Genomic DNA, 20,876 nt, shown 5'->3' on the forward strand with positions numbered 1-20,876 from the left:
TGGAGCCGCTGGGGGTCTCAGCCGCTAGCGATTGTACCGGCGCTCTAGTCGGGATTCGTGCACTACGCCTCGTGTGGGCTATGCATTGCTGGCGGCCGAGGCTGTGCCACGCTCGTCGGGATGTACCGGCAGTTCCAGAACAAAGCCGGCGCCTTGTTCCAGGTCGGTTTCGACCCGCAGCTGGCCGCCGTGCTGCTCGGCCAGTGCCCGGCTTAGCGCCAGCCCCATGCCCATGCCGTCGGTTTTGTTGCTGGAAAAAGGCTCGAAGATCGAGGGCAGTTGTTCGGAATCGATACCGATCCCGGTATCGCGCATGCGCATACAGACGACATTGTCGTAGACCATGTAGATATCGATGCGTAGCACGCGTTCGTCGCAATGCTGCATGGCATCGAGCGCGTTGGTTGCCAGATTGATCAGAATCTGCTCGATCTGGGCCGGGTTGCCTTGTACGTTGGGCAACGATGAGGCCACGGCCAAGCGGACATCGACATCCAGTTCGCGGGTACGGCGTTCGACGAAGGTGATGGTGTCATCGACGATCCGGCGCAGATCGAAGCTCTGTTCGGCATGGTCGCCCTGGCCGATCACGTTCCGGGTATTAGTCAGGATGCGATCCGCGCGGGCGATCTGGTCGGACATACGGGCGGCCAAGCCTTTGACGTCGGTCGCCGGCCGGTCGTTGTCCAGCATCCGGATGATCGCATCGGCATAGTTGCCGATCGCCGACAGCGGCTGGCGAATTTCGTGTGCCAGGCCGGCAGCCATTTCACCGATTAGCGCCATCCGCTGCAGATGATTCTGGCGTTTGTGTTCGCCCGTGCCGCTGGTTTCCTCGTAGAGCTCGACCGACCGGGTCTCGATCGGGTCGAACAGCAAAAAGACCCCGTCGATGCTATCGTTTTCTTCGCAAGGAATGGTCTCGAGCCGAAGTCGTTCGGTATCGCCGCACTGATTGCCGCAATCGAGTTGGGCGTTTAGAGATTCCGCCCGCGAAATCGTGGTCTCGAGATAGTCGTCGACCGCGGGCGAGCAAACGCCTTTGAAGAAGTCACAGGCGCGGGTCGCCCCCTCGGGCGCCCCGAAGCGTTCGTCGAAAGCTGCATTGGTCAACTGGAAGTATCGATCGCGATCCAGATAGGCCACTGCGGCCTTATTGATGTCTGCCAGCAGTCGCAGCTTCTTGTCGGTCCATTGAGTGCAATCTTGACCCGACTGCTCAGGTGAAAGCATCAGTAGTCACTCCCGTTCAATCGATACATTCCGTCAGCTGACGATGGCCAGCAAGGCTCGGCCCATTGTTCGCGGCATGGTTTGAATTTCCTGTGGCCGGCGATCGGCTTGCGATCCCGGTGCATGAGGGAAAACCGGTTCAGCGCGATAGCGGCGGGCACCGCAGCCGCTTGGGTTACGACCACTCGCTCCGGTTTTATAGCAGCCTGAACGACTATGTATTTTATATGCCCAGCCGGCCGGATAAGACTCGGGATTTCCCGAGGGGCAGTGCAATAATCACGAGGCTGTCCAGTCGTATCGAACTCGGCCAGCCCGTTTGAAAGGGGCGTTGTCCGCAGCGCTGATCCGATTTAAGGCTGGATAATCTATATAGTTTCCCGGATCAGCCCGAGCCGAGGCGCGCATGTAAGCTGTCCGGGCAATCGCCGGCCTGGACCCGCGATACCGGCAACGATCTGTGCCGGTATGGGGCGTGTCGGCGAATAGAGACTCGAACCTGGTTTCGAAAAAAATCAAAGCCGGCCGGTGGATCGGTGGCCTGCGAGCTTTTACCTACGACGCAACTTTCGATCGTATGTCTTGGCGGGAAGCGAACTAGGAAAACAGGGTCTCTATGCACGGGCGGTCGAGTCCGAAATTCTCTATCCGCCGGCGTTTCGTATTATTTCGCTTGGCCTGGTTCTATGTCTGAAGCTCCCTTGATTGCGGTCGTCGATGATGACGTCGCAGTGGCGAATTCGATCATCGCGCTTTTGAAAAGCGACGGTTTTCATGCCCGGATGTTCACATCTGCTGAAGCATTCCTAGGCGATACGGGCAACAGCGACTATTGTTGTCTGATCGTCGACTGGTTGCTGCCGGGCATGAGCGGCGCGGCGCTATGCCGACGCATGATCGGTAAGGCGCCGATTATTTTCATGACCGGCGCCTATCTGGAATCCCGGCGCGTCAGCGCCGTGGCCGGAGGCGAAGTAGAATTCCTGAGCAAACCGTTCGACCCGGAACAGCTGCTGGCAACGATTGCACGAGTGTGTGGCGAGCTCGAGGTCGTACCCGATCTCGCCCTCGGCGCCGGCGAGTTCTGAGCGGCCCTGGTGCCGCCAGGGCGGCTAGCCTGTTTATAGAGTCTGGGCTACGAAAACGTGCACGGTTGGCCCGCAGCCGGGCGAATCCGATGTTGCTTCGACAAGCGAGACGAATGTCATGACCGCCGAAATCACGGTACGCGAACCCGATTTGGATGACGGCAGTCGGCTACACCAGTTCGTGCGTGCGCTGCATCCACTGGCCCAGAACTCGGTCTACTGCAACCTTTTGCAATGTACGCATTTTTCCGAGACCAGCGCGGTCGCCGAGCGCGACGGTGAGCTGGTCGGCTTCGTCAGTGGCTATCTGCATCCGAAAAAAGCCGAGACCTATTTCCTCTGGCAGATGGGGGTCTCCGAGGCCGGTCGTGGGCTGAAACTGCCGGTCACCATGCTCCAGCATATTCTGGCGCGCCCGATATGCCGGGGCGTTGCAACGCTGGAAGCTACGGTCACGGCCAGCAATCGCGCCTCGCAGGGCGTGTTTCATTCGCTGGCCCGGGCCGAGGAGGCCGAGTGCCAGGTGGTCGAAGGCTATCTCAATGCCGAGCGCTTCGGGGCCGACAACGATTATCCAGAAGATCTATACCAGGTCGGCCCGTTGCGTACGCCGAAGACCGGAACCTGAGTCGCGCGCCGGTCTTTGGCGGTTTAATCAGCCATGGCGACTCGATGGGACAGCGGGCGGACCTGCTGTAGCAGCTGGCCGGCCCGTATGACCCGTTCGTCGCCGTGTCGATCGCCGACGAACTGGGCGCCGACGGGGCGGCCATCGTCGCTGAAACCGCAGGGTACGGTGATCGCCGGTTGGCCGGTCAGATTCCATAGCCAGGTGAATATAGCCCAGCTGGTCCAGCGCTGTTCGGACCATCCGGCCGGGGTTTCGCGGCCGGCCTCGAAGGGCAGTACCGGGGCGGTCGGGCAGAGTACGAGATCGTAGTCGCGGTGGAAGTCGGTCATCCGCTGCATCAGATCGACCCGCCGGCTGTCGGCATCCAGATAGTCCGAGGCCAGGGTATCGATATATCGGCCCATCATGGGCTGCAGATCGGCATCGAGCTGTTCGAACTGGGCCTGGCTCCAGCCGCGCGCCATCACCGCGGTCTCGGTGAAGAACAGAGTGTGATAAGCCTGTCGCAGTGTGTGTCGGTCGGCGCCGAAATCGGGGTCGGCACGAATCACACGGGCGCCTTGGCGCGATAGGGCTTCCGCGGCCTGGTCGAGGGCCGTCTCGATTTGTGGATCGATATCGATATCCAGACCCAGATAGGGACTATAGGCGATCCGCAGACCACGTACGTCGCCGGCGATTGGACGCGGCTGGCTTCCAGCCTGCATACCTTGCTGGGGGGTGCTCGGATCGCTTTCGGTGATCACGTCCAGCAGGAGAGCGGCATCGCGCACGGTCCGGGCAATCGGGCCCCGCTCGGTGAGCTTGTCATGGTGGCTGCCCGGCAGCACCGGTGCATGGCCGTGGGAGGGCTTGAAGCCGACCGCGCCGCAGAAGCTGGCCGGCACCCGGATCGATCCGCCGGTATCGGCACCTAGCGCCAACGGTGTGACCCCGGCCGCGACGGCCGCCGCGCTGCCACCGCTGGAGCCGCCCGGCGTTAAGTCGGGATTCCAGGGGTTGCGGGTGATCCCAGTCAGCGGTGAATCGGTGACGGCCTTCCAGCCGAACTCCGGAGTCGTGGTCTTGCCGATCGGTACGAAGCCGTGGCGACGACAGGCCGCCACGGTCGGTGCATCGAAATCCTTAGGCTCGCTATCGCTCAGCCGCGAGCCGTCCCGGGTCGGCCAGCCAATCATGTCGAAGGCGTCCTTGACCGCCACCGGCAGTCCATCGAGCAGGCCGAGCGGCTGGTTCATCCGATAGCGTTCATCGGCGTTGCGCGCGGTCTCGAACGTGGTCTGTTTCTGCAGGCGACAGAACGCATTGAGATACGAGTCGGTGGCTGCGATGCGCTCGAAGGCACATTCGGCCAGTTCCTTGGCCGTGACCTGACCGGCGTTCAATCGCGCCAGCAGGTCTGTCGCGGTTAGGTGCGCATACTCGTGACTGTCCATATCGGTGCGACCGGTAGTGAGAACTTCAGACGCCGTAGCGGGTCACGCTGCGGTTCCAGTTATAGGAATAGACGCGGCGATCGTCCTCGTAGGCGTCGATCTCGGCGAAGATATAGAAATACTCCGGATCGGCGGTCAGCACGGTCCGGGTACGGACGTACACCGACCAGTCATCGCGCTCCAACGTGCGATGGGCCACGACTTCTGCGGCCGGCGAACGGAAATCGCCGTCCTTGAAGCTGTAGTATTCGCGGGTGTCGTGGGCCACGGTCAGATCAATATCTTCGATCCGGAACTTGCCGCCGTCCTTGATCACTTCCAGCTGCGACTGGTTGTTGTACAGATCGCGATGCACCAGCCAGCGCTGGTCGCCCTCGGCGAGTTGTTCGATCGGCATCGGGGCCAACTCGCGGGGTTCATCGAAGCCGATCCGGCTGTCGCTGGGCTGGCGCGGACGATGCGGCAACCGCAGCCGCGAATTCTCGGTATGCACGGTCAGACGGGTCGACTGGGCCGGCGGCCAGGCCAGCGGATAATAAGAGCAGGACACGCTCAGCCGCACACAGTGGCCGGCCGAGAAGATCTGGCCGAGCTCGTTGAGCTGGACCAGGACCCGATAGCGCTTGCCCGGCTCGATTTCCTCGATCTGATCGTGGCCGTTGCGATGGGTTAGATTGAGCAGCCCGTAGGTACAGCGCGTCGCACTGCCGTCCGGCGCCACATCCGATAGCCGCACCGCGACGATGCCGGTCGGCTGGTTGCAGGACAGCTCCAGCTCCGCGACCGGGGCGCCGAGCAGTTCAAGATCTTCTTCGAGAATTTCGGTATCGAAGACCAGGGCGCCGCCGTCTTCTTCGCGCTGGTCGTGGGGCAGATCGGCCCCCAGCGAATAAGAACACCACTTGCCGGCGTACAGGCCGACGCTGAGCGGCGACTCGACGTCGTGGTTTCCAACTACCGGATCGTCGAAGTTCTGGGTGAGCAGGTCCGGTTCGAGCTGGTAGACCCGTTCCTCACGCTGCGGCGGCCAGCTCATTTCGCCCGCCCAGTAGCCGGGCCGGTAGTTGTAGCTACCGGAGGGCGGCGCGCTTTCCTGCATCCAGGCGCGCAGCTTCGGTTCGTCCTCGATGCCGTTGTCGTGGCCCTTGAGCCAGCGGTCCCACCAGCGGATCGCCTCGCCTTGGAAATCGATGGCCGGGCCGGGGACGCCCTGATGCGGGTACTTATGGCTCCAGGGGCCGACCAGGCCCTGGGTCGGTACGTCCAGATTGTCGAGCATCCGGAATACCGAGTTGGTATAGCCGTCTGCCCAGCCGCTGACCGCCATCACCGGGGTCTTGACCGAGGCATAGTCCTCGCAGATCGAACCGTGCTGCCAGTAGTCGTCACGGGTCTGGTGCTGGAGCCATTTCTCTAGCCACAGACCGCTGCCTTCCAGGCGCTCGAACCACATGTCCCGCCATTTATCGCCGACCAGCGCCGGATCCGGCGGCAGCGAATTGAAGGCGAACATCACCGATGCCCACGACAGATTGTCGCCCAACAGACAGCCACTCATATAGTGGACATCGTCGGCATAGCGGTCGTCGGTCGAGCAGACGCTGACCACGGCCTTGAGCGGCTCCGGCTGGCGGGCGGCGATCTGCAGCCCGTTGAAGCCGCCCCAGGAGATGCCGATCATGCCGACGTTGCCGTCGCACCAGGGCTGCTCGGCCAGCCAATTGATGACTTCGATGCCGTCCTGGAGCTCGCGCTCGAGGTATTCGTCCTCGAGCACGCCCTCCGAATCGCCGCTGCCGCGCAAATCGACCCGGATGCCGATATAACCGTGGGCGGCGAATACCGGATGCAGGCTTTCGTCGCGATCGCGGGTGAAATCCCGCTTGCGGTACGGGATATATTCCAGGATCGCCGGGACCGGATGCGTATTGGCATCGCTCGGCATCCACATCCGGGCCGCCAGTTCCGTGCCATCGGACAACGGAATGGTCACGTGTTCGATGACATCGACGGCTTCGTCTTCGTTGGCTAGCGCTGTTTGGCTCATGGGGTCGCCTGTGTGGGCGTCGTGAATGTCATTCGTAGTTCGTACGTACCTTGCGCGAAAAACGAAAGCCCAGGATCTTCATCGCTTCCCGGAAGTCACTGGCCAGTTCCTCGTAGGCGTCTGCACCCAGAAACAGATCCGCCAGCTCGTAGCTATAGCTGTCCTGGTTGGGCAGATCCTCGAGCTGCATACCTTCTGTCACATGGCTTTTGAACATGGCGTGCGGGAACCGTTCGCGCAGCCGCTCGACATCGGCTTCGGTCGGCACGCGGGTGACGCGGGCGGTATCGTAGGACCGCGGCATGAACTTGGCCGCATATTTGTACGGGCCGCCGCCGTTCGGGAAGTTCGGCGTCTTGTTCATGGCCACGTCGATGGCAACTTCGTGATGTGAGGCGCCTTCGACCAGGAAGAACAGCGGCGAATGCGACTTCGAGATACGCGCGTTGACTTCGAGCAGTTTGAGATCGTCGTGCTCTTCGTCCCAAAGAAACTCGATGTTGAACGGCGTATTGTCGAGGCCGATATGCGTGGCCAGTTGCTTCGACTTCTCGGTCATGTGATCGAGCACAGTCTGCGGCAGGTTCGATGGATAGGTATACCCTACGAAGCTCGAGCCGCCTTCGGCGCGCAGCGAATCGATCACGCCGTAGACATAGGCTTCGCCGTTCAGCACATAGCCTTCGACCGTGCAGCCGCTGCCCGAGATGATGCCTTCGGCGACACAGTAGTTGCCCTGCAGTAGGGCCCGCTGGTCGCCCAGCAAGGCGCGTTGCATGAAGGTATCGAAGGGGGCGGCGAACTTGCCGATGCCCTGACGGATTTGTTTGAGCGCATGCCGCAGATCCTCGCGATTATCGACGCGGAAACCCAGCGTGCTGGAGAACGCCACTACCGGCTTGAGCCAGAACGGGTAATCCAGCGGCGGGTCGTCCAGCAGCGCATCGTCGTTTGGATCGACCAGGGCGAACGGCGGGGTCAGTTCCGGCGCCACTTCAGAGGTCGCCAGACGCGTGCCGTATTTGTTCTCGCAGGTCAGTGCGGCTTTCAGGCTCGGCGTATTGTGGCCGGCCTGATCGCGCAGGATCGGCAGCAGGCTGGTGGTCGGGAAATCCCAGTGGCCGACGATGGCGTTCAAGCCCCCCGGCACGTTATCCATATCGTTCTGGGCCGAATGGATGAAATCCTCGATCGGATACTTGTCGGGGTTAACGATCTGCTCGTAGTCGATCAATCCGGAAAAATTGTATCGCTCGGCATCCCGAACGGTACGCAGCATCTCAAGATTGAAATCATCGAGGCCGATGACTGCGATGTTCTGCTCGTCGTTCATGATTGAACGCCTCTAGCCATGAAACCAGTTCTGTTCGGCCCGAGCTGACCGCTGTTCGAGCAGCCCCACCCAACCGAAGGAAGCGACGGTAGAGGTTGGCCCGCTTCGGTTGGAATAAGTGAAACCCCGTGCTTGGTTCAGAAGTTTTGCCCGAAGCGGCTGCTATTCTAGGAAAACGTTGCGCGCAATATGAAATAGCAATTTAATTTGGATTGCTCGTTACTGGCTGCAGTCTTGAACTCGCGTTCTTTGAAGGGTTCGAGGTCTTTGAGGGGGTTGGATTTTTAGAACGGAAACGCGGCAATCCGAGTTCATAGGGACAACCCCTAGGGCTTTATATCGTTCATGCGAGGTGCTCTACCTGCAGGACAACCCCATGCTCCCGCCTCAAAGACAAAGAGGCTCGGTATGTGGAGTACTTTCGAGAGCAACGCGCCCGCCATATCGGCCTGCGCCGGATTTTTTAGTTTTATTATTTGGCTGTTTTTTGCCGAGATCTTTCGGCGCAATATGAGCCGCAGCCGTCGGGCGCGCATCATGGTCAACCAAGGTTGGGGCGAACACCTAAATTCCGTGGTGCTGGTCAGCAATATGAGTCATGAAGCCATTCATATGCATGGCGTCGTGGTTAGCCTGCGCCGTCAGGAGGGTCAGAAACTCAGGACGTTTTTACGCGATACTGGCGATGCCGATAACTGGCGTCGGCGCAAGGATCCCGAAACGGTGCTGCGTCAGGGGCCGCTGTCGCCCGGCGAATTCATGAATCTGGGCACGTTCCGAGGGCTGGTCGACGAGGCCATGAACAACTTGGGCTATCCGGACGTCGACAACGGTGTCATCGAGTCGCTGGACGTGGATTCGATCAAGGTCACGGTAATCTGCAACTACGGCCCGAATGGGCGTTTTATCGGCGCGCAACGGCGCTTCGACGTGGCTGCCCGGGACCCGGTCAGGCTGCGTCCGGCTACGGTCGAGAGCCGGACGCTGTGGGGCCGCAAGGCCGCCCGTAAGCTCGAACGCTGGCTCGATGCCGAATTCGTGCACGTCAAACCCGGGACCTCGGCCAGCGGCTAGGCGGGCGATACGTCGTATGTGCTGTGCCTGACCCCGGCGACGACGACGGTTACACTAGCGCAGTCGCGTTCGACAGGGCTGTTATGAAAGTCGTTGCAATCGGTGCGGGTGCCTGGGGCAAGAACATCATCCGCAATTTGGAGGATCTCGGCGCTTTGTCGGGTATTGTCGAAGGCAATAACGAACGCCTCAATGCCTACGCTAAGGGCCATCCAGATCTATCGCTGTATGCCGACTGGCGGGCCGCACTGGCCTCGAGTTGCGATGCCGTGGCGATCGCGACGCCGACCCCGACCCATCATGAGATCGCGATGGCGGCGATCGCAGCGGGCAAGGATGTGTTCGTCGAAAAACCGATGACCCACAGCTCGGTCGAGGCTCGCGAACTCGCGGCTGCCGCCGATGCAGCCGGGCGTATCCTGATGGTTGGCCATTTGCTGCTTTATCAGCCGGCGATCGCCTGGATCAAGGACTACATCGATGCCGGCGAAATGGGCGAGGTGTTTTCGATCCGTCACGAGCGGCTCAATCTGGGCCGAGCCCGTAGCGCCGAAAACGTGATCTGGGATATTGGCGTGCACGATATGGCCATCATGCTGTATCTGATCGGTGCCGCGCCAGAGCGCGTACGCGGCACCGGGCATCGCATGCTGGGTCTGTCGGTGGAAGACGAGGTGCATGTGCATCTGGAGTTCGCCGGCGGCGTACGCGGCAATATGCATACCTCTTGGCTGTGGCCGGAGACCCGGCGTCGGACCATGCTGCGCGGTTCGAAGGGCATGCTGGTCTATGACGAGGTCGCTCAGACGGTGACCCATCACCGCAAATGGATCGATAACGATCTACAGAACCACGATGACGGCAGCGAGGTCGTACACCGTGGCGACGGCCAACCGCTGCGCCTGGAGTTGGCGCATTTCATCGACTGCGTGCAGCAGCGCAGCCGGCCCCGCTCGGATGGCGCAAGCGCGGTCATCGTCATTGAAACACTCGAGCGCATCAACGCAGCGGTTGCCGAATCCAGCCGCTACTGATGAACAGGCCCGGTTGACGCGATAGCCGCGGATGCGCCCGCTGGCGTCGGGGGCTTGGCTGCCCGGTGTCGCAGCGGATTGGGCTGACTCTGCGCCGATCAGAGATCGAATCGGCCCACCACCGGCACGTGATCGGACGGCCGCTTGCGACCGCGCTCGCCGACATGGGCTTTGCATTCGGTGCAGGCCGCGGCCAGCGCGCTGGAGGCCAGTACGTGGTCGATGCGCAGGCCGGCGTTACGTGCCCAGCCGCCGTTGCGATAGTCCCACCAAGTAAAGCGATGCCGGCCTTCGCGCTCGTCGAACAGCCGCCAGCAGTCGGTCAGTCCGGTATCGAGCAGATTCTGTAGCGCGGCCCGTTCGGGCGGCGAGCAGAGGATGCGGCCTTCCCATTTGTCGGGATCGTAGGTGTCCTCGGGGCGCGGGGCGACGTTGAAGTCGCCGGTCAGTACCAGGCGCTCGTGGCGGCCCAGTTCGTCGGCCAACCAGTCGTTGAGGGCGGCGAACCAGTCCAGTTTGTAGGTATAGCTCGGCGACTCAAGATCCTTGCCGTTCGGGCAGTACACGCCGATCACGCGAGTATTGTCGAAGGTGGCCGCAATCGCCCGTTTGTGATCGTCCTCGAAGCCGGGCAGGGCCGTGACCACGTCTTCGGCCGGGGTGCTCGAGATCAGGGCCACACCGTTGTAGGTCTTCTGGCCGGTAAAGACACAGTGGTAGCCGGATTCGCGCAGGGCCTCGACCGGGAACTTGTCGTCGGTCAGCTTGGTTTCCTGCAGCGCCAATACCTCGACCGGGTTGTTCTCCAGCCAGGCTTGGACATGCGGCAGGCGCACATTGAGCGAGTTCACGTTCCAGGTCGCAATCTGCATGGGCGTTCGTTTCGAAGACGGTGAATGGGCTACAGCGCGGCCATTGGGGCTGGCCGGCGGATCGGCGAACACGGCATTGTAATGCCAAAAACGCCGATGCAGGCAGGGCACAGTCCCAGTAGGGGGTCGTTATCGTGTGGCTGCGGCCCGCTTCAAAACCGGCTTTGGGCGCCGTGCCGTGGTGCAGGCGCTAGGGCATGTCGTCATGAGGTACACCGCCGCACCTGCGCCCTGCGGGGCAAGCCAAGGGATCGTGAGCGCGGCGTGGCCACAGCGTGGCGTGGCCACGTGAGCGAACGATGACGCCGGATGGCCGCCCTAGGGGCACGGGTCCCTGGGGGGCCGCCCATCGTGCCAGGCAGCGTTGCCTGCCTTGAGCATGGGGCCGTCACGCCCGGCGGGCGTCATGCAGTGGCATATCTCACGATGACACGCCCTAGAGGTGTACCAAGCGCAGAACGGTCTGGGCGAAGGCGATCGAGGTGCCGGCCAGCAGACCCACGGTGCAAGCCGCCTGCCAGGGCGGCAGTTGCCAATACTGGATGAGCCATTGGGCGGCTGTGATACCGGCCGCCAAGCTGACGATTTCTAGGCTGTTAGCGCGCACTGAGCGCTTGGTCAGCGAACCCGGAATCAGTCGCTGGAACACGACGCACGCCGCAGCGCCGGCCAGCAAGGCACTGACGAAACAGACAACAGCCGAAAGAAAGGACATCGCGGCCCCTGATGAATACCCGCGTCGACCCTAACGCGTCGACGCGGGCGCAGGTCAATCAGGCCGCTTTCGGTTCGTGCAGGCCGCTGTGGCGCAGCAGGGCATCGATCGAGGGCTCGCGGCCACGAAAGGCCACGAAGCTGTCCATGGCGTCGCGGGTCGAGCCGCGCTCAAGTACTTCGGTCAGGAAACGCCGGCCGGTTTCGGTATCGAACAGGTCGGTTTCCTCGAACGCCGAGAAGGCATCGGCCGAGAGCACTTCGGCCCATTTATAGCTGTAGTAGCCGGCCGCATAGCCGCCCGCGAAGATATGCATGAAGCTATGCGGGAAGCGGTTGAACTCGGGTGGGGCGAGTACCGCCACTTCGGCCCGGACATTGTTGAGGGTGTCCATAACCGCAGCACCGTGCTCGGCATCGAAATCGCGATGCAGGCGCAAATCGAACAGGGCGATCTCGACCTGGCGCAGCATTTGCCAGCCGGCCATGTGATTACGGGCCGCAGCCAGTTTGTCGAACAGATCCTGGGGCAGGGTCTCGCCGGTTTCGTAATGGGCGGCGAACAGGTCCAGGGCTTCCCGATGCCAGCACCAGTTCTCCATGAACTGGCTGGGCAGCTCGACCGCGTCCCACTCGACGCCGGAAATGCCGGCCAGCGAGCTATGCTCGACCCGGGTCAGCATGTGATGCAAACCATGGCCGAATTCATGGAACAGCGTGGTGACCTCGTCGTGGGTCAGCAGCGCCGGCCGGCCGCCGATCGGTGGCGAGAAGTTGCAGGTCAGAAACGCGACCGGGTTCTGGATGCCGGCGTCGTCCACGCGCCGGTTCTGGAAGCCGTTCATCCAGGCGCCGCCGCGCTTGCCCTCGCGGGCATAGGGGTCGAGATAGAACACGCCGCGCTGGGTACCATCGGCGTCGGCGATCTCGTAGACCGTGACATCCTTATGCCAGGTGCTGATGTCGTCGCGGGCCCGGATGTCGACGTCGTAGAGTTTCTGGACGACCTTGAACAGCCCGTCGATCACTGCCGGGGCCGGGAAATAAGGGCGCAGATCCTCGTCCGAGAAGTCGTAGCGCTGCTGCTTGAGTTTTTCGGCGTAGTAGCCGACGTCCCAGGCTGCCAGTTCGTCCACGCCGTCGGCTGCGGCCAGTTCGCGTAGGTCGGCGAGCTCGGCCTTGGCGACATCGAAGGTTCGCTCGGCCAGATCCAGTAGAAAAGCCTCGATCTGGGCCGGCGAGTCGGCCATTTTCTTGGCCAGGGACTGCTCGGCATAGTTGGCGAAGCCAAGCAGGTTGGCGGCTTCATGACGCAGGGCGAGGATCTCGTCCATTAGCGCCGAGTTGTCATATTCGCCGGCATGCGGGCCGGTGTCTGAGGCCCGGGTGGCAAAGGCTTCGTAGACCTCGGTCCGCAGACCGCGATCGTCGGCATGGGTCAGCACGGCGATGAAGCTCGGCGCATCGAGCGTGATCAGCCAGCCTTTCATATCCTTGTTGGTGGCGTTCTGGGCCAGCAGGTCGAGGGCGGATTCGGGCAGACCGGCCAGCGCCGCCTGATCGGTGATGTGTTTCTGCCAGATCTGTGTGGCGTCGAGCAGGTTCTGCTGGAAGGTCGTCGACAGCTCGGACAGGCGCTGGGCGATCTCCTTGTAGCGGGCTTTGGCCTCCTCTGGCAGGGCCACGCCAGCCAGTTCGAAGTCGCGCAGTCGGTCGTTGATCACGCGCTGCTGTACAGCGTCTAGCCGGTCGAATTCGGCCGAGTCGCGAAGGCGTTTGACGGCTTCGTAGAGCGCGGTGTTCTGGCCGACTTCCGAAGAAAAAGCGGTCAGTTTCGGCACGCAGGCCTGATAGGCCTCGCGCCACTTCGGCGAGTCCATGACCGCATGCAGATGCCCGACCGGGGCGAACACCCGCTCCAGGCGGTCCTCGCTGGCTTCTAGCGGCGCGATCAGATCGGCCCAGGTCGCCGGTACGTCCTCGGTCGTGCAGCGTTCGATCGTAGCCTTGGCCTCGTCAATGAGCGCCTCGACCGCTGGTTCGGCGTGCTCCGGCTCGATCGCCTGGAAATCCGGCAGTCGGCCGGTATCAACCATCTCGATGAGCGGGTTGGAAACGGGGTCGGTCGCAGCACTCATGATTGTCTCGCGGGCCTGTGTCGATGATCTGTCTGATGATGCGGCATATGCGGCCTCAATCAAGGGCGAGGCTGGCCCGGTCTGTAACGGCGTGCCTACAATGCAGGCCTTCATTGCGTCAAAGAAATCGATCATGGCCGATCATTATGATCTGCTGGTGCTTGGCGGCGGCTCCGGCGGGATCGCCACGGCGCGCCGGGCAGCAGCACACGGGGCGCGCGTGGCGCTCGTCGAGCGCGGTCTGCTAGGCGGCACCTGCGTGAATATCGGCTGCGTGCCGAAGAAAGTCATGTGGCATGCGGCCGAGTTCGCCCAGCATGCCGCGCATGCCCATCACTACGGCTTCGACTCGGTGCCGCGCGAGCACGACTGGACCCGTTTGGTCGACAATCGCGAAACCTATATCCGGCGTTTGAACGGCATCTACGATCGCAATCTCGACAAGAGCGGCGTGACCTATATCGCCGGTGAAGGGCGGTTCGTCGATACCCATACCGTCGTCGTGGATGGTCGTCAGCTGTCGGCCGAGCATGTGTTGATCGCCACCGGCGGCAAGCCGCGCTGGCCGGAGATTCCAGGCGCTGCGCTTGGCACTGATTCGGATGGTTTTTTCACCTGGCGCGAGCGCCCGCAGCGGGTCGCGATCGTCGGCAGTGGTTATATCGCCTGCGAGCTGGCCGGCGTGCTGAATGCGCTCGGCAGCCGGGTGACTCTGCTGTTGCGCAAGGACCATGTACTGGCTGATTTTGATGCCATGCTCGGCGAGACCCTAATCGAGCGTATGCGCGAGGCCGGCATCGAGATCCAGATGCAGCGTCGGACTGTCGAGCTGACCGAAACCGATGACGGCATCCAGGCCGTGTTCGACGACGGCGATACCGCGGGCGGCTTTGACGAACTGATCTGGGCGATCGGGCGTGAGCCCGCGGCCGACACGCTGGGTCTGGAAAAGATCGGGCTCGAACTCAATGCCGACGGTACGGTGCCGGCCGATGACTGGCAGGACACGCCGGTCGAGGGCATCCACGCGCTCGGCGACGTGACCGGCCGGGTCGAGCTGACCCCAGTGGCGATCGCTGCCGGCCGGCGGCTGGCCGATCGGTTGTTCGGCGGTATGCCCGAGCGACGGCTGGACTACCACAATATTCCCAGCGTGGTGTTCACCCATCCGCCGATCGGCACGGTCGGGCTGACCGAAGCCGAGGCACGCCGCGAATACGGCGATGCGGCGGTGCGGATCTATACCAGCCATTACGTGGCGCTGTACCACGGTGTGCTCGAGGACAAGACGCCTTCGGACATGAAGCTGGTCTGTGTCGGCGAGGATGAGAAAGTCGTCGGTGCGCACGTGATCGGCGACGGTGCCGACGAGATGACCCAGGGCTTCGCGGTAGCCGTGAAAATGGGCGCGACCAAGCGCGATTTCGACGATACGGTGGCGATCCATCCCACTAGCGCCGAAGAATTCGTGACCATGACGTGAAGCGCAGTGTCGCGCGTCTTCTGGGCCGGGCCGCGGCCGTGACGGTGTTGGCCAGTCTCCTGGCGGCCTGTTCCGGCCAGTTCTGGGTCAATACGCTCGTGCCGCGCTGGGGCTATGATCGGCACTCGGATATCGACTACGGCGCACAGGCGCGCCAGACACTTGATATCTATGTGCCCGACAACCCGGCGCCGGGTCATCCGGTGGTGGTGTTTTTCTATGGCGGGAGCTGGCAAAGCGGCGACAAGCAGGGCTATCGCTTCGTCGGTCAAGCTCTGGCCTCGCAGGGTATCACCGCGGTATTGCCTGACTATCGGCTGTATCCGCAGGTGAGTTTCCCAGCATTTGTCGAAGACGGTGCAGCTGCGGTGGCCTGGACCCGGCGCCATATCGGCGATTACGGCGGCGACGCGGCACATCTGTTCGTGGCCGGTCATTCGGCCGGCGCCCATATCGCGGCGTTGTTGGCGACCGATCCGGCTTATCTGGCTGCTGCTGGTCTGTCGCGAAACGATCTGGCCGGATTGATCGGCCTGGCCGGCCCCTACGATTTCCTGCCGATTCGAAGCCCTACACTGCAGCGGATTTTCGCGCCCAAAGCCGAGTGGCCGCGGACCCAGCCGATTCGCTTTGTCGACGGCAGCGAGCCGCCGATGTTGTTGTTACACGGGGCCGCCGATGCCACGGTCGAGCCCAAAAACACAACAAATATGGCTGCGGAAGTCGAAGCTAAAGGCGGGTCGGTAAAAGTAAAAATTTATCCCGACGTGAACCATGTCATGCTGCTGGCGCCCTTGGCTGCGACGCTGCGTTTCAAGGGCGACGAGCTGGCGCGTATCGTGGATTTCATAAACGAACAGATCCTGGACAGGCTCGGTTCAGTTTGACTGAATAGAATCCCGCGCTCGCAAATAGCCGAGGGGTCGGGTATGAACCGGAAATTAGTCTCTTCTGCGTTGGCGGCCAGCGTGTTCGTGCTGGCATCGGGCAGCGCCAACGCAGAGTCTGTCGAGTGGCAATCGCTGAGTGTGGCCGCCACGGCCTATAACTCGGTGCCCTCTCAAACTACGCGCCATCGCCCGGCAACGGCGGCTTGGGGCGATGTGCTTAAGCCTGGCATGCGGGCGATCGCCGTCTCCCGCGATTTGATCAAAAAAGGTCTGACCCACGGCACCAAGGTCCGGATCGAGGGGCTGCCGGGAGTGTATGTCGTACGCGACAAGATGGCCGCACGCTGGACCAATAAAATCGATATCTATATGGGTCAGGATATCGCCAAGGCCCGCGACTGGGGAATCCATCACGATATTCGTATCCGCTATGCCGAAAACGACAAGAGCTGACCGCACGGTCGCGCTTGCGTTAATCTAGCCTTCAATACGTTGAACCGAATCAAGGAGAGGTCATGGCGGGCCAGTTGGTACTTCTGCGCCACGGACAGAGTCAGTGGAATCTCGAAAACCGTTTCACCGGCTGGGTAGACGTTGATCTGACCGATACCGGGCGCGAAGAGGCCGCCAAGGCCGGTCGCCTGTTGGCCGAAGAGAATCTGCGCTTCGATATCGCCTATACCTCGGTGCTCACGCGGGCGATCAGCACGCTGTGGATCGCGCTCGGCGAGCTCGGCCAACCCTGGGTCGACGTCGAACGCCACTGGCGGCTCAATGAGCGGCACTACGGCGGTCTTCAGGGCCTAGACAAGTCGGAAACAGCCGAAAGGCATGGCGACGAGCAGGTGCATATCTGGCGCCGCAGCTATGATACGCCGCCGCCGGAAATGGATGCCGACGATCCGGGCCATCCGCGCCACGATCCGCGCTATCGGCATCTCGATGCGCGCGTGCTGCCGGGCACCGAATCGCTCAAGCTCACTCTGGAGCGGGTGCTGCCCTACTGGCACGATGCTATCGCGCCGCGCTTGAAGGCCGGTGACAACGTGCTGGTCGCTGCCCACGGCAACAGCCTGCGGGCGCTGGTGAAATATCTCGACGGTATCGCCGACGACGAGATCACCGGGCTGAATATCCCGACCGGCATTCCGCTGCGCTACAAGCTTGATGACGAGCTCAACGCTATCGAGTCTGGTTATCTCGGCGACGCCGAGGCCGCCGAAGCGGCAGCCCAGGCCGTGGCCAACCAGGCCAAGAACCAATAGCTCGGCACATCGGCGAGGCGGCTAGGCCGTCTCGCCGGTATGGCTGTTAGCGGCTGCGCACGGCTGAAATCACACGATCGGCGTTCGGCTCCAGCAGCCCCGCTTCGATCAGCCAGGCGCGGGCATCCTCGGCGTCGCCTTCAAACCAGGCAGCGGCGCTGCCGAGCCGAAAGGTATAGCCCCAGGCATCCATGTCGCGGCACATCGCGCCCCGATCCATGCCGGGCAGTCGGTCGCAGACCATGATCTGCCAATAGCAGACGGCATTTTCTTCGTCGTAGTCGCCACCGGCGTCGGTATCGAGTACCGCTCGGCGTGCCGGGTCCATGCAGACATAATGGCCAGATTCATGCAGGGCCGAGTGGACCGGAGTATCGGTGCGTACCAGCAGCTGGTTGCCCTGCAGGCCAGCCTCGGCCTCGCCCCAGAAACTACCCGGAATGGCTTGATCCTCGGGTATTTCGACCAGCGTCAATCCGAATTCGGCCAGTAGCCCGCGTAGGTTTTCGAGGCCGATGTCCGATACCGGTGTGACGTTCGGCAGCGGGCTCGAGTTGGGCGTCGCAGTGTCGGCGGTCGCGCTCAAGTCAGGTCTCCAGAGATGGGGTTGCCGATCCTATCGTATCGGCGATGCCTAGGCTTCGACCATTGAATGAGGACCACGCGCGTAAGCCAGGGCGCGGCGTCGAAATACACGGCTTGCAAGCGGGTTGAGCCTCGCGAGGGCTCGGTTGTGCCGGCGGCCGCGGGTCGACGCTGTATAAATTCAGCGTATCCTGTTCAGGAATCGCTAGGGCAGGCATGGCCCGTGGCGTACGGGCTGCGCAGGAGGGTTGCAAAGCGAGACACGATCATCTCGCCTGTTCTGGGTGTAGCGGACGGCAATAGCCGCTCGACGCCGGTTCTGCCGGTAGATGCGCAGCGGCCGCGTGCATGCGCTGGACGACAGGCGAAAGAGCTGACGAACAAAAGGGTTTTTTTAAGTGCCAATCATTACCGATGACGCAACCATCCGCGAAATCCTGGCGCAGGTGCGTCGTATCGCGGTGGTCGGGCTGTCGCCCGATCCGGAGCGCCCCTCGAATGGCGCGGCCAAGGGCATGCTCGATGCCGGCTACGACATTATTCCGGTCAACCCGAACGCCGATCGGATTCTCGGGCGTAAAACGTTCGCCGATCTGCGCTATATCGGCGATACCATCAATATGGTCACAGTCTTTCGCGATCCGGCGCATGTGCCGGATATCGTCGAGGCCTGCATCGAAAAAGGGGTGCGCAATCTCTGGCTGCAGGAAGGCGTAGTGCATCAGGAGGCTGCCGAATATGCGGCCGAACATGGCATTCACGTCATTATGGATCGCTGTATGTACAAGGAATTCCAGCGTTTGCTCGGCTAGGCGCCGATGCGCTTGCATGAATCTTGCTTCGACTGCGGCGCCATCGGAGGTGGCCGACGAAGCCACGGCGGGCTGCGACTAGTGTCGCCTTGCCCGTCGTTGTTAGGCCACGCACTATGACCTGTAACTCCGACTTTAAATTTTCGAGGAGACTCGCACTATGGCGGATCTGAGCCCGGTAGCCCTGTTTATTATTCTTGCGGTTTGTGTGGTCATTGCGTTGGTGATCGGCTATCTAATCGGCAGCCGTTCCGGCAGCGATCACAATGAAGCTGCCGAGCGCGAAAAACAGAAGCACGACGAGTTGCAGGCCGAGGTGCGCGAGCATTTCCAGCAGACCTCGGCGATCATGTCGCGCATGGTCGATGACTATCGAGAGATGTACCAGCATGTGTCCGACGGCGCCGAGAAACTCGGCGGCCTGAGTAACGAGCAGCTGGTTGCACCGCCGTCTCCGGAGGCGATCACTCGGGATAAGCAGGCCGGTGACGACAAGCAGTTGGCTGCGTCGAGCCAGGCGAGTTCGGCTGATTCGAAAGCGTCCGAAGCCAAGGCTGGTCATCACAGCGACAACGCCGGCCACGCCGAGACCAAAACCGCGGACCGCACCTCGACCGATAGCAGCGCCAAGCCGCAAGCCGCATCCTCTGCCAGTCAGGCCAAAGGCACGGCCGGGTCTGCCAACGGCAGCAGCCAGGAAACACGGGGCAAGGCTGCGAGCGTGAAAAGCCGTGGCAGTGAAGGCCAGAGCCAGAAGGCCGGCCCGTCTGGGCAATCCGGCCAGACCCAACCGTCCAGTGCCCAAAAGGCGCCGGCCAGTGCGGCCGATGCCAAGGTCACCGGCGGTAAGCCCGGCGAAGCCGAAACCCGTCAACCCTCGGACTCAGCGACCCAATCGGCCAAGAAGAGCCAAGGCAACGGTCAGGGCAACGGTCAGGGCAACGGCGCGGATAGCAGCCAGTCGGCGGCGAGAAGTGACCAGACCCAGACCAAGGGCCAGTCGGCCTCTGCTGCGAGCGGTCAGAACTCGGGCGCCAGCAGCAAGCAAGGCGCCAGTAGCGCCAAGAAATAAGCCAGAGACAGCGCGCCGGGCGGTTCTGCCCGGCGCGCTTGTAACTCAGTTCAGGCGTTCGGCGGCCGAGCGCTGGATGGTCTCGACCATCGAATACAGGCCGTTACGGCGATTCATGGTGATGTGCTGCTCGAGATTCAGGTCGGCGAAGATCTGATTGATGTCGGTCTCGGCGATTTCCTTGGGCGTTTTGTCCGAATAGATCATCAACAACACGCCGATCAGGCCGCGCACGATATGGGCATCCGAATCGCCTCGGAAGTGCAGGCGTTCGTCGTCGGTATCGTCGGCGACCAGCCAAACTTGGCTCATACAGCCGCGTACCCGTGTGGCTTCGTTGCGTTCTTCGTCGGCCAGGGGTTCGAGCTTGCGCCCCAGATCGATGATGTAGCGATACCGCTCTTCCCAATCGGGCAGCATCTCGAAAGTCGTCTTGAGCTGTTCGACGCTCTGATCCATGGCTATATCGATGACAGTGGCTATGCGGATAGGGTTGGGCCACAGGCATAGGCAGTCAAGCCGGGCTGCCGGGGTTAAACTGTTCAGCTATGTCTGGTCATCCCGTATGCATTGCATTGCGACAGGCGATCCGCTGGCTAGTGGTGGCTTTGCTACAGGCGCCGATCGTTGCATATCGCTGGCTGGTCTCGCCGCTGATCGGCCCGCGCTGTCGCTTTGCGCCGAGTTGTTCGGAATACGCGCTCACCGCTTTATCCGTGCATGGACCTATTCGGGGCAGTTGGCTGGCCATACGGCGTATCAGCCGCTGTCATCCGCTCAACGAGGGCGGCTACGATCCGGTGCCGCCGCGCCGTCGCTAGGCATGGCTTGGCTTTCGGATGAGTCGACGCGCGGGGCTGTTTTACGGCCATGCCGAGGCACACGCCTCTTGTGTCGCCATTAGGACCCAGCAGCGATGGCGCTGGACGACACACCGCAACCCCTGTCTCAACAGCTTGGACAACCATGGGAAATCACAACGGGCGCCCGGCCGCGGGGGCGGGTCGCTAGCGTGGCCTGCCGCGAGACAGCGGCTCTCGTCTTGCAGAGCTGGGTGGCCCATAGCCGCTGTACGGATTAAACAGCGACCCGAGCCCAGCGCACCCGGGGCCCATGGCCAAGCACAGGCGGCTGTCATACGGGCTAAAAGCAGGTGCTCGCCGCCACGG

Annotated in this window: 20 protein-coding genes; 11 read left to right on the forward strand and 9 right to left on the reverse strand. The window is 62.1% G+C overall.

The genetic code is table 11. From position 1 onward, the window contains the following. Positions 1-78 precede the first annotated feature (78 nt). Positions 79-1,233, reverse strand: a complete 1,155-nt coding sequence (locus V5738_RS00705) for a sensor histidine kinase (RefSeq protein ID WP_423822472.1) — start codon at positions 1,231-1,233, stop codon at positions 79-81. A gap of 686 nt (positions 1,234-1,919) precedes the next feature. Here V5738_RS00705 and V5738_RS00710 point away from each other — a divergent pair. Both V5738_RS00710 and ectA read left to right on the forward strand, forming a co-directional pair. Continuing rightward, complete coding sequence (locus tag V5738_RS00710) at positions 1,920-2,321, forward strand: response regulator transcription factor (protein ID WP_423822473.1); 402 nt, start codon at positions 1,920-1,922, stop codon at positions 2,319-2,321. A gap of 118 nt (positions 2,322-2,439) precedes the next feature. Beyond that, positions 2,440-2,949 carry a diaminobutyrate acetyltransferase gene (ectA, locus tag V5738_RS00715; RefSeq protein WP_423822474.1) on the forward strand — a complete coding sequence of 170 codons (510 nt, stop codon included), beginning with the start codon at positions 2,440-2,442 and terminating at the stop codon, positions 2,947-2,949. Positions 2,950-2,972: 23 nt separating this feature from the next. Here the strand turns inward: ectA and V5738_RS00720 are convergent, their stop codons facing one another. The 3 genes from V5738_RS00720 to V5738_RS00730 are packed head-to-tail and all read right to left on the reverse strand — an operon-like array spanning position 2,973 to position 7,768. Continuing rightward, positions 2,973-4,388 (reverse strand): amidase, encoded by a 1,416-nt coding sequence (locus V5738_RS00720; RefSeq protein ID WP_423822475.1) that lies wholly within the window; start codon positions 4,386-4,388, stop codon positions 2,973-2,975. 25 nt (positions 4,389-4,413) lie between these two features. After that, positions 4,414-6,435, reverse strand: coding sequence for a CocE/NonD family hydrolase (locus tag V5738_RS00725; protein WP_423822476.1), 2,022 nt, complete (start codon positions 6,433-6,435; stop codon positions 4,414-4,416). A 28-nt stretch (positions 6,436-6,463) separates the two neighbouring features. Beyond that, on the reverse strand, positions 6,464-7,768 hold the full coding sequence (locus V5738_RS00730) for an ATP-grasp domain-containing protein (protein WP_423822477.1): 1,305 nt from the start codon (positions 7,766-7,768) through the stop codon (positions 6,464-6,466). A gap of 510 nt (positions 7,769-8,278) precedes the next feature. On the opposite strand from V5738_RS00730, the gene V5738_RS00735 reads away from it, so the two are divergent. After that, entirely contained in the window at positions 8,279-8,842 is a 564-nt protein-coding gene (locus V5738_RS00735) for a hypothetical protein (protein WP_423822478.1), read from the forward strand. 83 nt (positions 8,843-8,925) lie between these two features. After that, positions 8,926-9,876, forward strand: a complete 951-nt coding sequence (locus V5738_RS00740) for a Gfo/Idh/MocA family protein (RefSeq protein WP_423822479.1) — start codon at positions 8,926-8,928, stop codon at positions 9,874-9,876. Positions 9,877-9,974: 98 nt separating this feature from the next. On the opposite strand, the gene V5738_RS00745 is transcribed toward V5738_RS00740, so the two are convergent. From V5738_RS00745 to V5738_RS00755, 3 genes are all read right to left on the reverse strand, one after another. After that, positions 9,975-10,748: an exodeoxyribonuclease III gene (locus tag V5738_RS00745; protein WP_423822480.1), complete on the reverse strand. Its 774-nt coding sequence runs from the start codon at positions 10,746-10,748 to the stop codon at positions 9,975-9,977. Positions 10,749-11,184: 436 nt separating this feature from the next. Then, positions 11,185-11,463, reverse strand: coding sequence for a hypothetical protein (locus tag V5738_RS00750; protein ID WP_423822481.1), 279 nt, complete (start codon positions 11,461-11,463; stop codon positions 11,185-11,187). Positions 11,464-11,521: 58 nt separating this feature from the next. Further along, positions 11,522-13,600 (reverse strand): M3 family metallopeptidase, encoded by a 2,079-nt coding sequence (locus V5738_RS00755; RefSeq protein ID WP_423822482.1) that lies wholly within the window; start codon positions 13,598-13,600, stop codon positions 11,522-11,524. Between the two features lie 133 nt (positions 13,601-13,733). Here V5738_RS00755 and gorA point away from each other — a divergent pair, with 133 nt between their 5' ends. From gorA to gpmA, 4 genes are all read left to right on the forward strand, one after another. Beyond that, positions 13,734-15,083 (forward strand): glutathione-disulfide reductase, encoded by a 1,350-nt coding sequence (gene gorA / locus V5738_RS00760; protein WP_423822483.1) that lies wholly within the window; start codon positions 13,734-13,736, stop codon positions 15,081-15,083. Continuing rightward, a complete protein-coding gene (locus V5738_RS00765) occupies positions 15,080-15,970 on the forward strand; it encodes an alpha/beta hydrolase (protein ID WP_423822484.1) in 891 nt (296 codons plus the stop codon). Before gorA ends, V5738_RS00765 begins: the two co-directional genes overlap by 4 nt. A gap of 42 nt (positions 15,971-16,012) precedes the next feature. Next, positions 16,013-16,426: a 3D domain-containing protein gene (locus V5738_RS00770; protein ID WP_423822485.1), complete on the forward strand. Its 414-nt coding sequence runs from the start codon at positions 16,013-16,015 to the stop codon at positions 16,424-16,426. Between the two features lie 62 nt (positions 16,427-16,488). Then, complete coding sequence (gpmA, locus tag V5738_RS00775) at positions 16,489-17,238, forward strand: 2,3-diphosphoglycerate-dependent phosphoglycerate mutase (RefSeq protein WP_423822486.1); 750 nt, start codon at positions 16,489-16,491, stop codon at positions 17,236-17,238. Positions 17,239-17,284: 46 nt separating this feature from the next. Here gpmA and V5738_RS00780 read toward each other — a convergent pair whose 3' ends face one another. Beyond that, entirely contained in the window at positions 17,285-17,824 is a 540-nt protein-coding gene (locus tag V5738_RS00780) for a hypothetical protein (protein ID WP_423822487.1), read from the reverse strand. 397 nt (positions 17,825-18,221) lie between these two features. On the opposite strand from V5738_RS00780, the gene V5738_RS00785 reads away from it, so the two are divergent. Both V5738_RS00785 and V5738_RS00790 read left to right on the forward strand, forming a co-directional pair. Further along, positions 18,222-18,635: a CoA-binding protein gene (locus V5738_RS00785; RefSeq protein WP_423822488.1), complete on the forward strand. Its 414-nt coding sequence runs from the start codon at positions 18,222-18,224 to the stop codon at positions 18,633-18,635. Positions 18,636-18,795: 160 nt separating this feature from the next. After that, positions 18,796-19,707: a ZapG family protein gene (locus V5738_RS00790; RefSeq protein ID WP_423822489.1), complete on the forward strand. Its 912-nt coding sequence runs from the start codon at positions 18,796-18,798 to the stop codon at positions 19,705-19,707. 45 nt (positions 19,708-19,752) lie between these two features. Here the strand turns inward: V5738_RS00790 and V5738_RS00795 are convergent, their stop codons facing one another. Continuing rightward, entirely contained in the window at positions 19,753-20,166 is a 414-nt protein-coding gene (locus tag V5738_RS00795) for a SufE family protein (protein WP_423822490.1), read from the reverse strand. Positions 20,167-20,282: 116 nt separating this feature from the next. Here V5738_RS00795 and yidD point away from each other — a divergent pair, with 116 nt between their 5' ends. Beyond that, positions 20,283-20,528, forward strand: a complete 246-nt coding sequence (gene yidD / locus V5738_RS00800) for a membrane protein insertion efficiency factor YidD (protein WP_423824217.1) — start codon at positions 20,283-20,285, stop codon at positions 20,526-20,528. Positions 20,529-20,876: the final 348 nt, after the last annotated feature.

The sequence above is a fragment of the Salinisphaera sp. SPP-AMP-43 genome (genome assembly GCF_049568105.1).
GTDB lineage: Bacteria > Pseudomonadota > Gammaproteobacteria > Nevskiales > Salinisphaeraceae > Salinisphaera.

What these genes read in the sequence shown, in the direction of transcription:
- V5738_RS00735 (WP_423822478.1), top strand. Translation starts at nt 8,279, where the DNA reads ATGAGCCGCAGCCGTCGGGCGCGCATCATGGTCAACCAAGGTTGGGGC.
- V5738_RS00745 (WP_423822480.1), bottom strand. Translation starts at nt 10,748, where the DNA reads ATGCAGATTGCGACCTGGAACGTGAACTCGCTCAATGTGCGCCTGCCG.
- V5738_RS00720 (WP_423822475.1), bottom strand. Translation starts at nt 4,388, where the DNA reads ATGGACAGTCACGAGTATGCGCACCTAACCGCGACAGACCTGCTGGCG.
- V5738_RS00725 (WP_423822476.1), bottom strand. Translation starts at nt 6,435, where the DNA reads ATGAGCCAAACAGCGCTAGCCAACGAAGACGAAGCCGTCGATGTCATC.
- ectA (WP_423822474.1), top strand. Translation starts at nt 2,440, where the DNA reads ATGACCGCCGAAATCACGGTACGCGAACCCGATTTGGATGACGGCAGT.
- gorA (WP_423822483.1), top strand. Translation starts at nt 13,734, where the DNA reads ATGGCCGATCATTATGATCTGCTGGTGCTTGGCGGCGGCTCCGGCGGG.
- V5738_RS00740 (WP_423822479.1), top strand. Translation starts at nt 8,926, where the DNA reads ATGAAAGTCGTTGCAATCGGTGCGGGTGCCTGGGGCAAGAACATCATC.
- V5738_RS00710 (WP_423822473.1), top strand. Translation starts at nt 1,920, where the DNA reads ATGTCTGAAGCTCCCTTGATTGCGGTCGTCGATGATGACGTCGCAGTG.
- gpmA (WP_423822486.1), top strand. Translation starts at nt 16,489, where the DNA reads ATGGCGGGCCAGTTGGTACTTCTGCGCCACGGACAGAGTCAGTGGAAT.
- V5738_RS00770 (WP_423822485.1), top strand. Translation starts at nt 16,013, where the DNA reads ATGAACCGGAAATTAGTCTCTTCTGCGTTGGCGGCCAGCGTGTTCGTG.
- V5738_RS00755 (WP_423822482.1), bottom strand. Translation starts at nt 13,600, where the DNA reads ATGAGTGCTGCGACCGACCCCGTTTCCAACCCGCTCATCGAGATGGTT.
- V5738_RS00790 (WP_423822489.1), top strand. Translation starts at nt 18,796, where the DNA reads ATGGCGGATCTGAGCCCGGTAGCCCTGTTTATTATTCTTGCGGTTTGT.
- V5738_RS00705 (WP_423822472.1), bottom strand. Translation starts at nt 1,233, where the DNA reads ATGCTTTCACCTGAGCAGTCGGGTCAAGATTGCACTCAATGGACCGAC.
- V5738_RS00730 (WP_423822477.1), bottom strand. Translation starts at nt 7,768, where the DNA reads ATGAACGACGAGCAGAACATCGCAGTCATCGGCCTCGATGATTTCAAT.
- V5738_RS00750 (WP_423822481.1), bottom strand. Translation starts at nt 11,463, where the DNA reads ATGTCCTTTCTTTCGGCTGTTGTCTGTTTCGTCAGTGCCTTGCTGGCC.
- V5738_RS00795 (WP_423822490.1), bottom strand. Translation starts at nt 20,166, where the DNA reads ATGGATCAGAGCGTCGAACAGCTCAAGACGACTTTCGAGATGCTGCCC.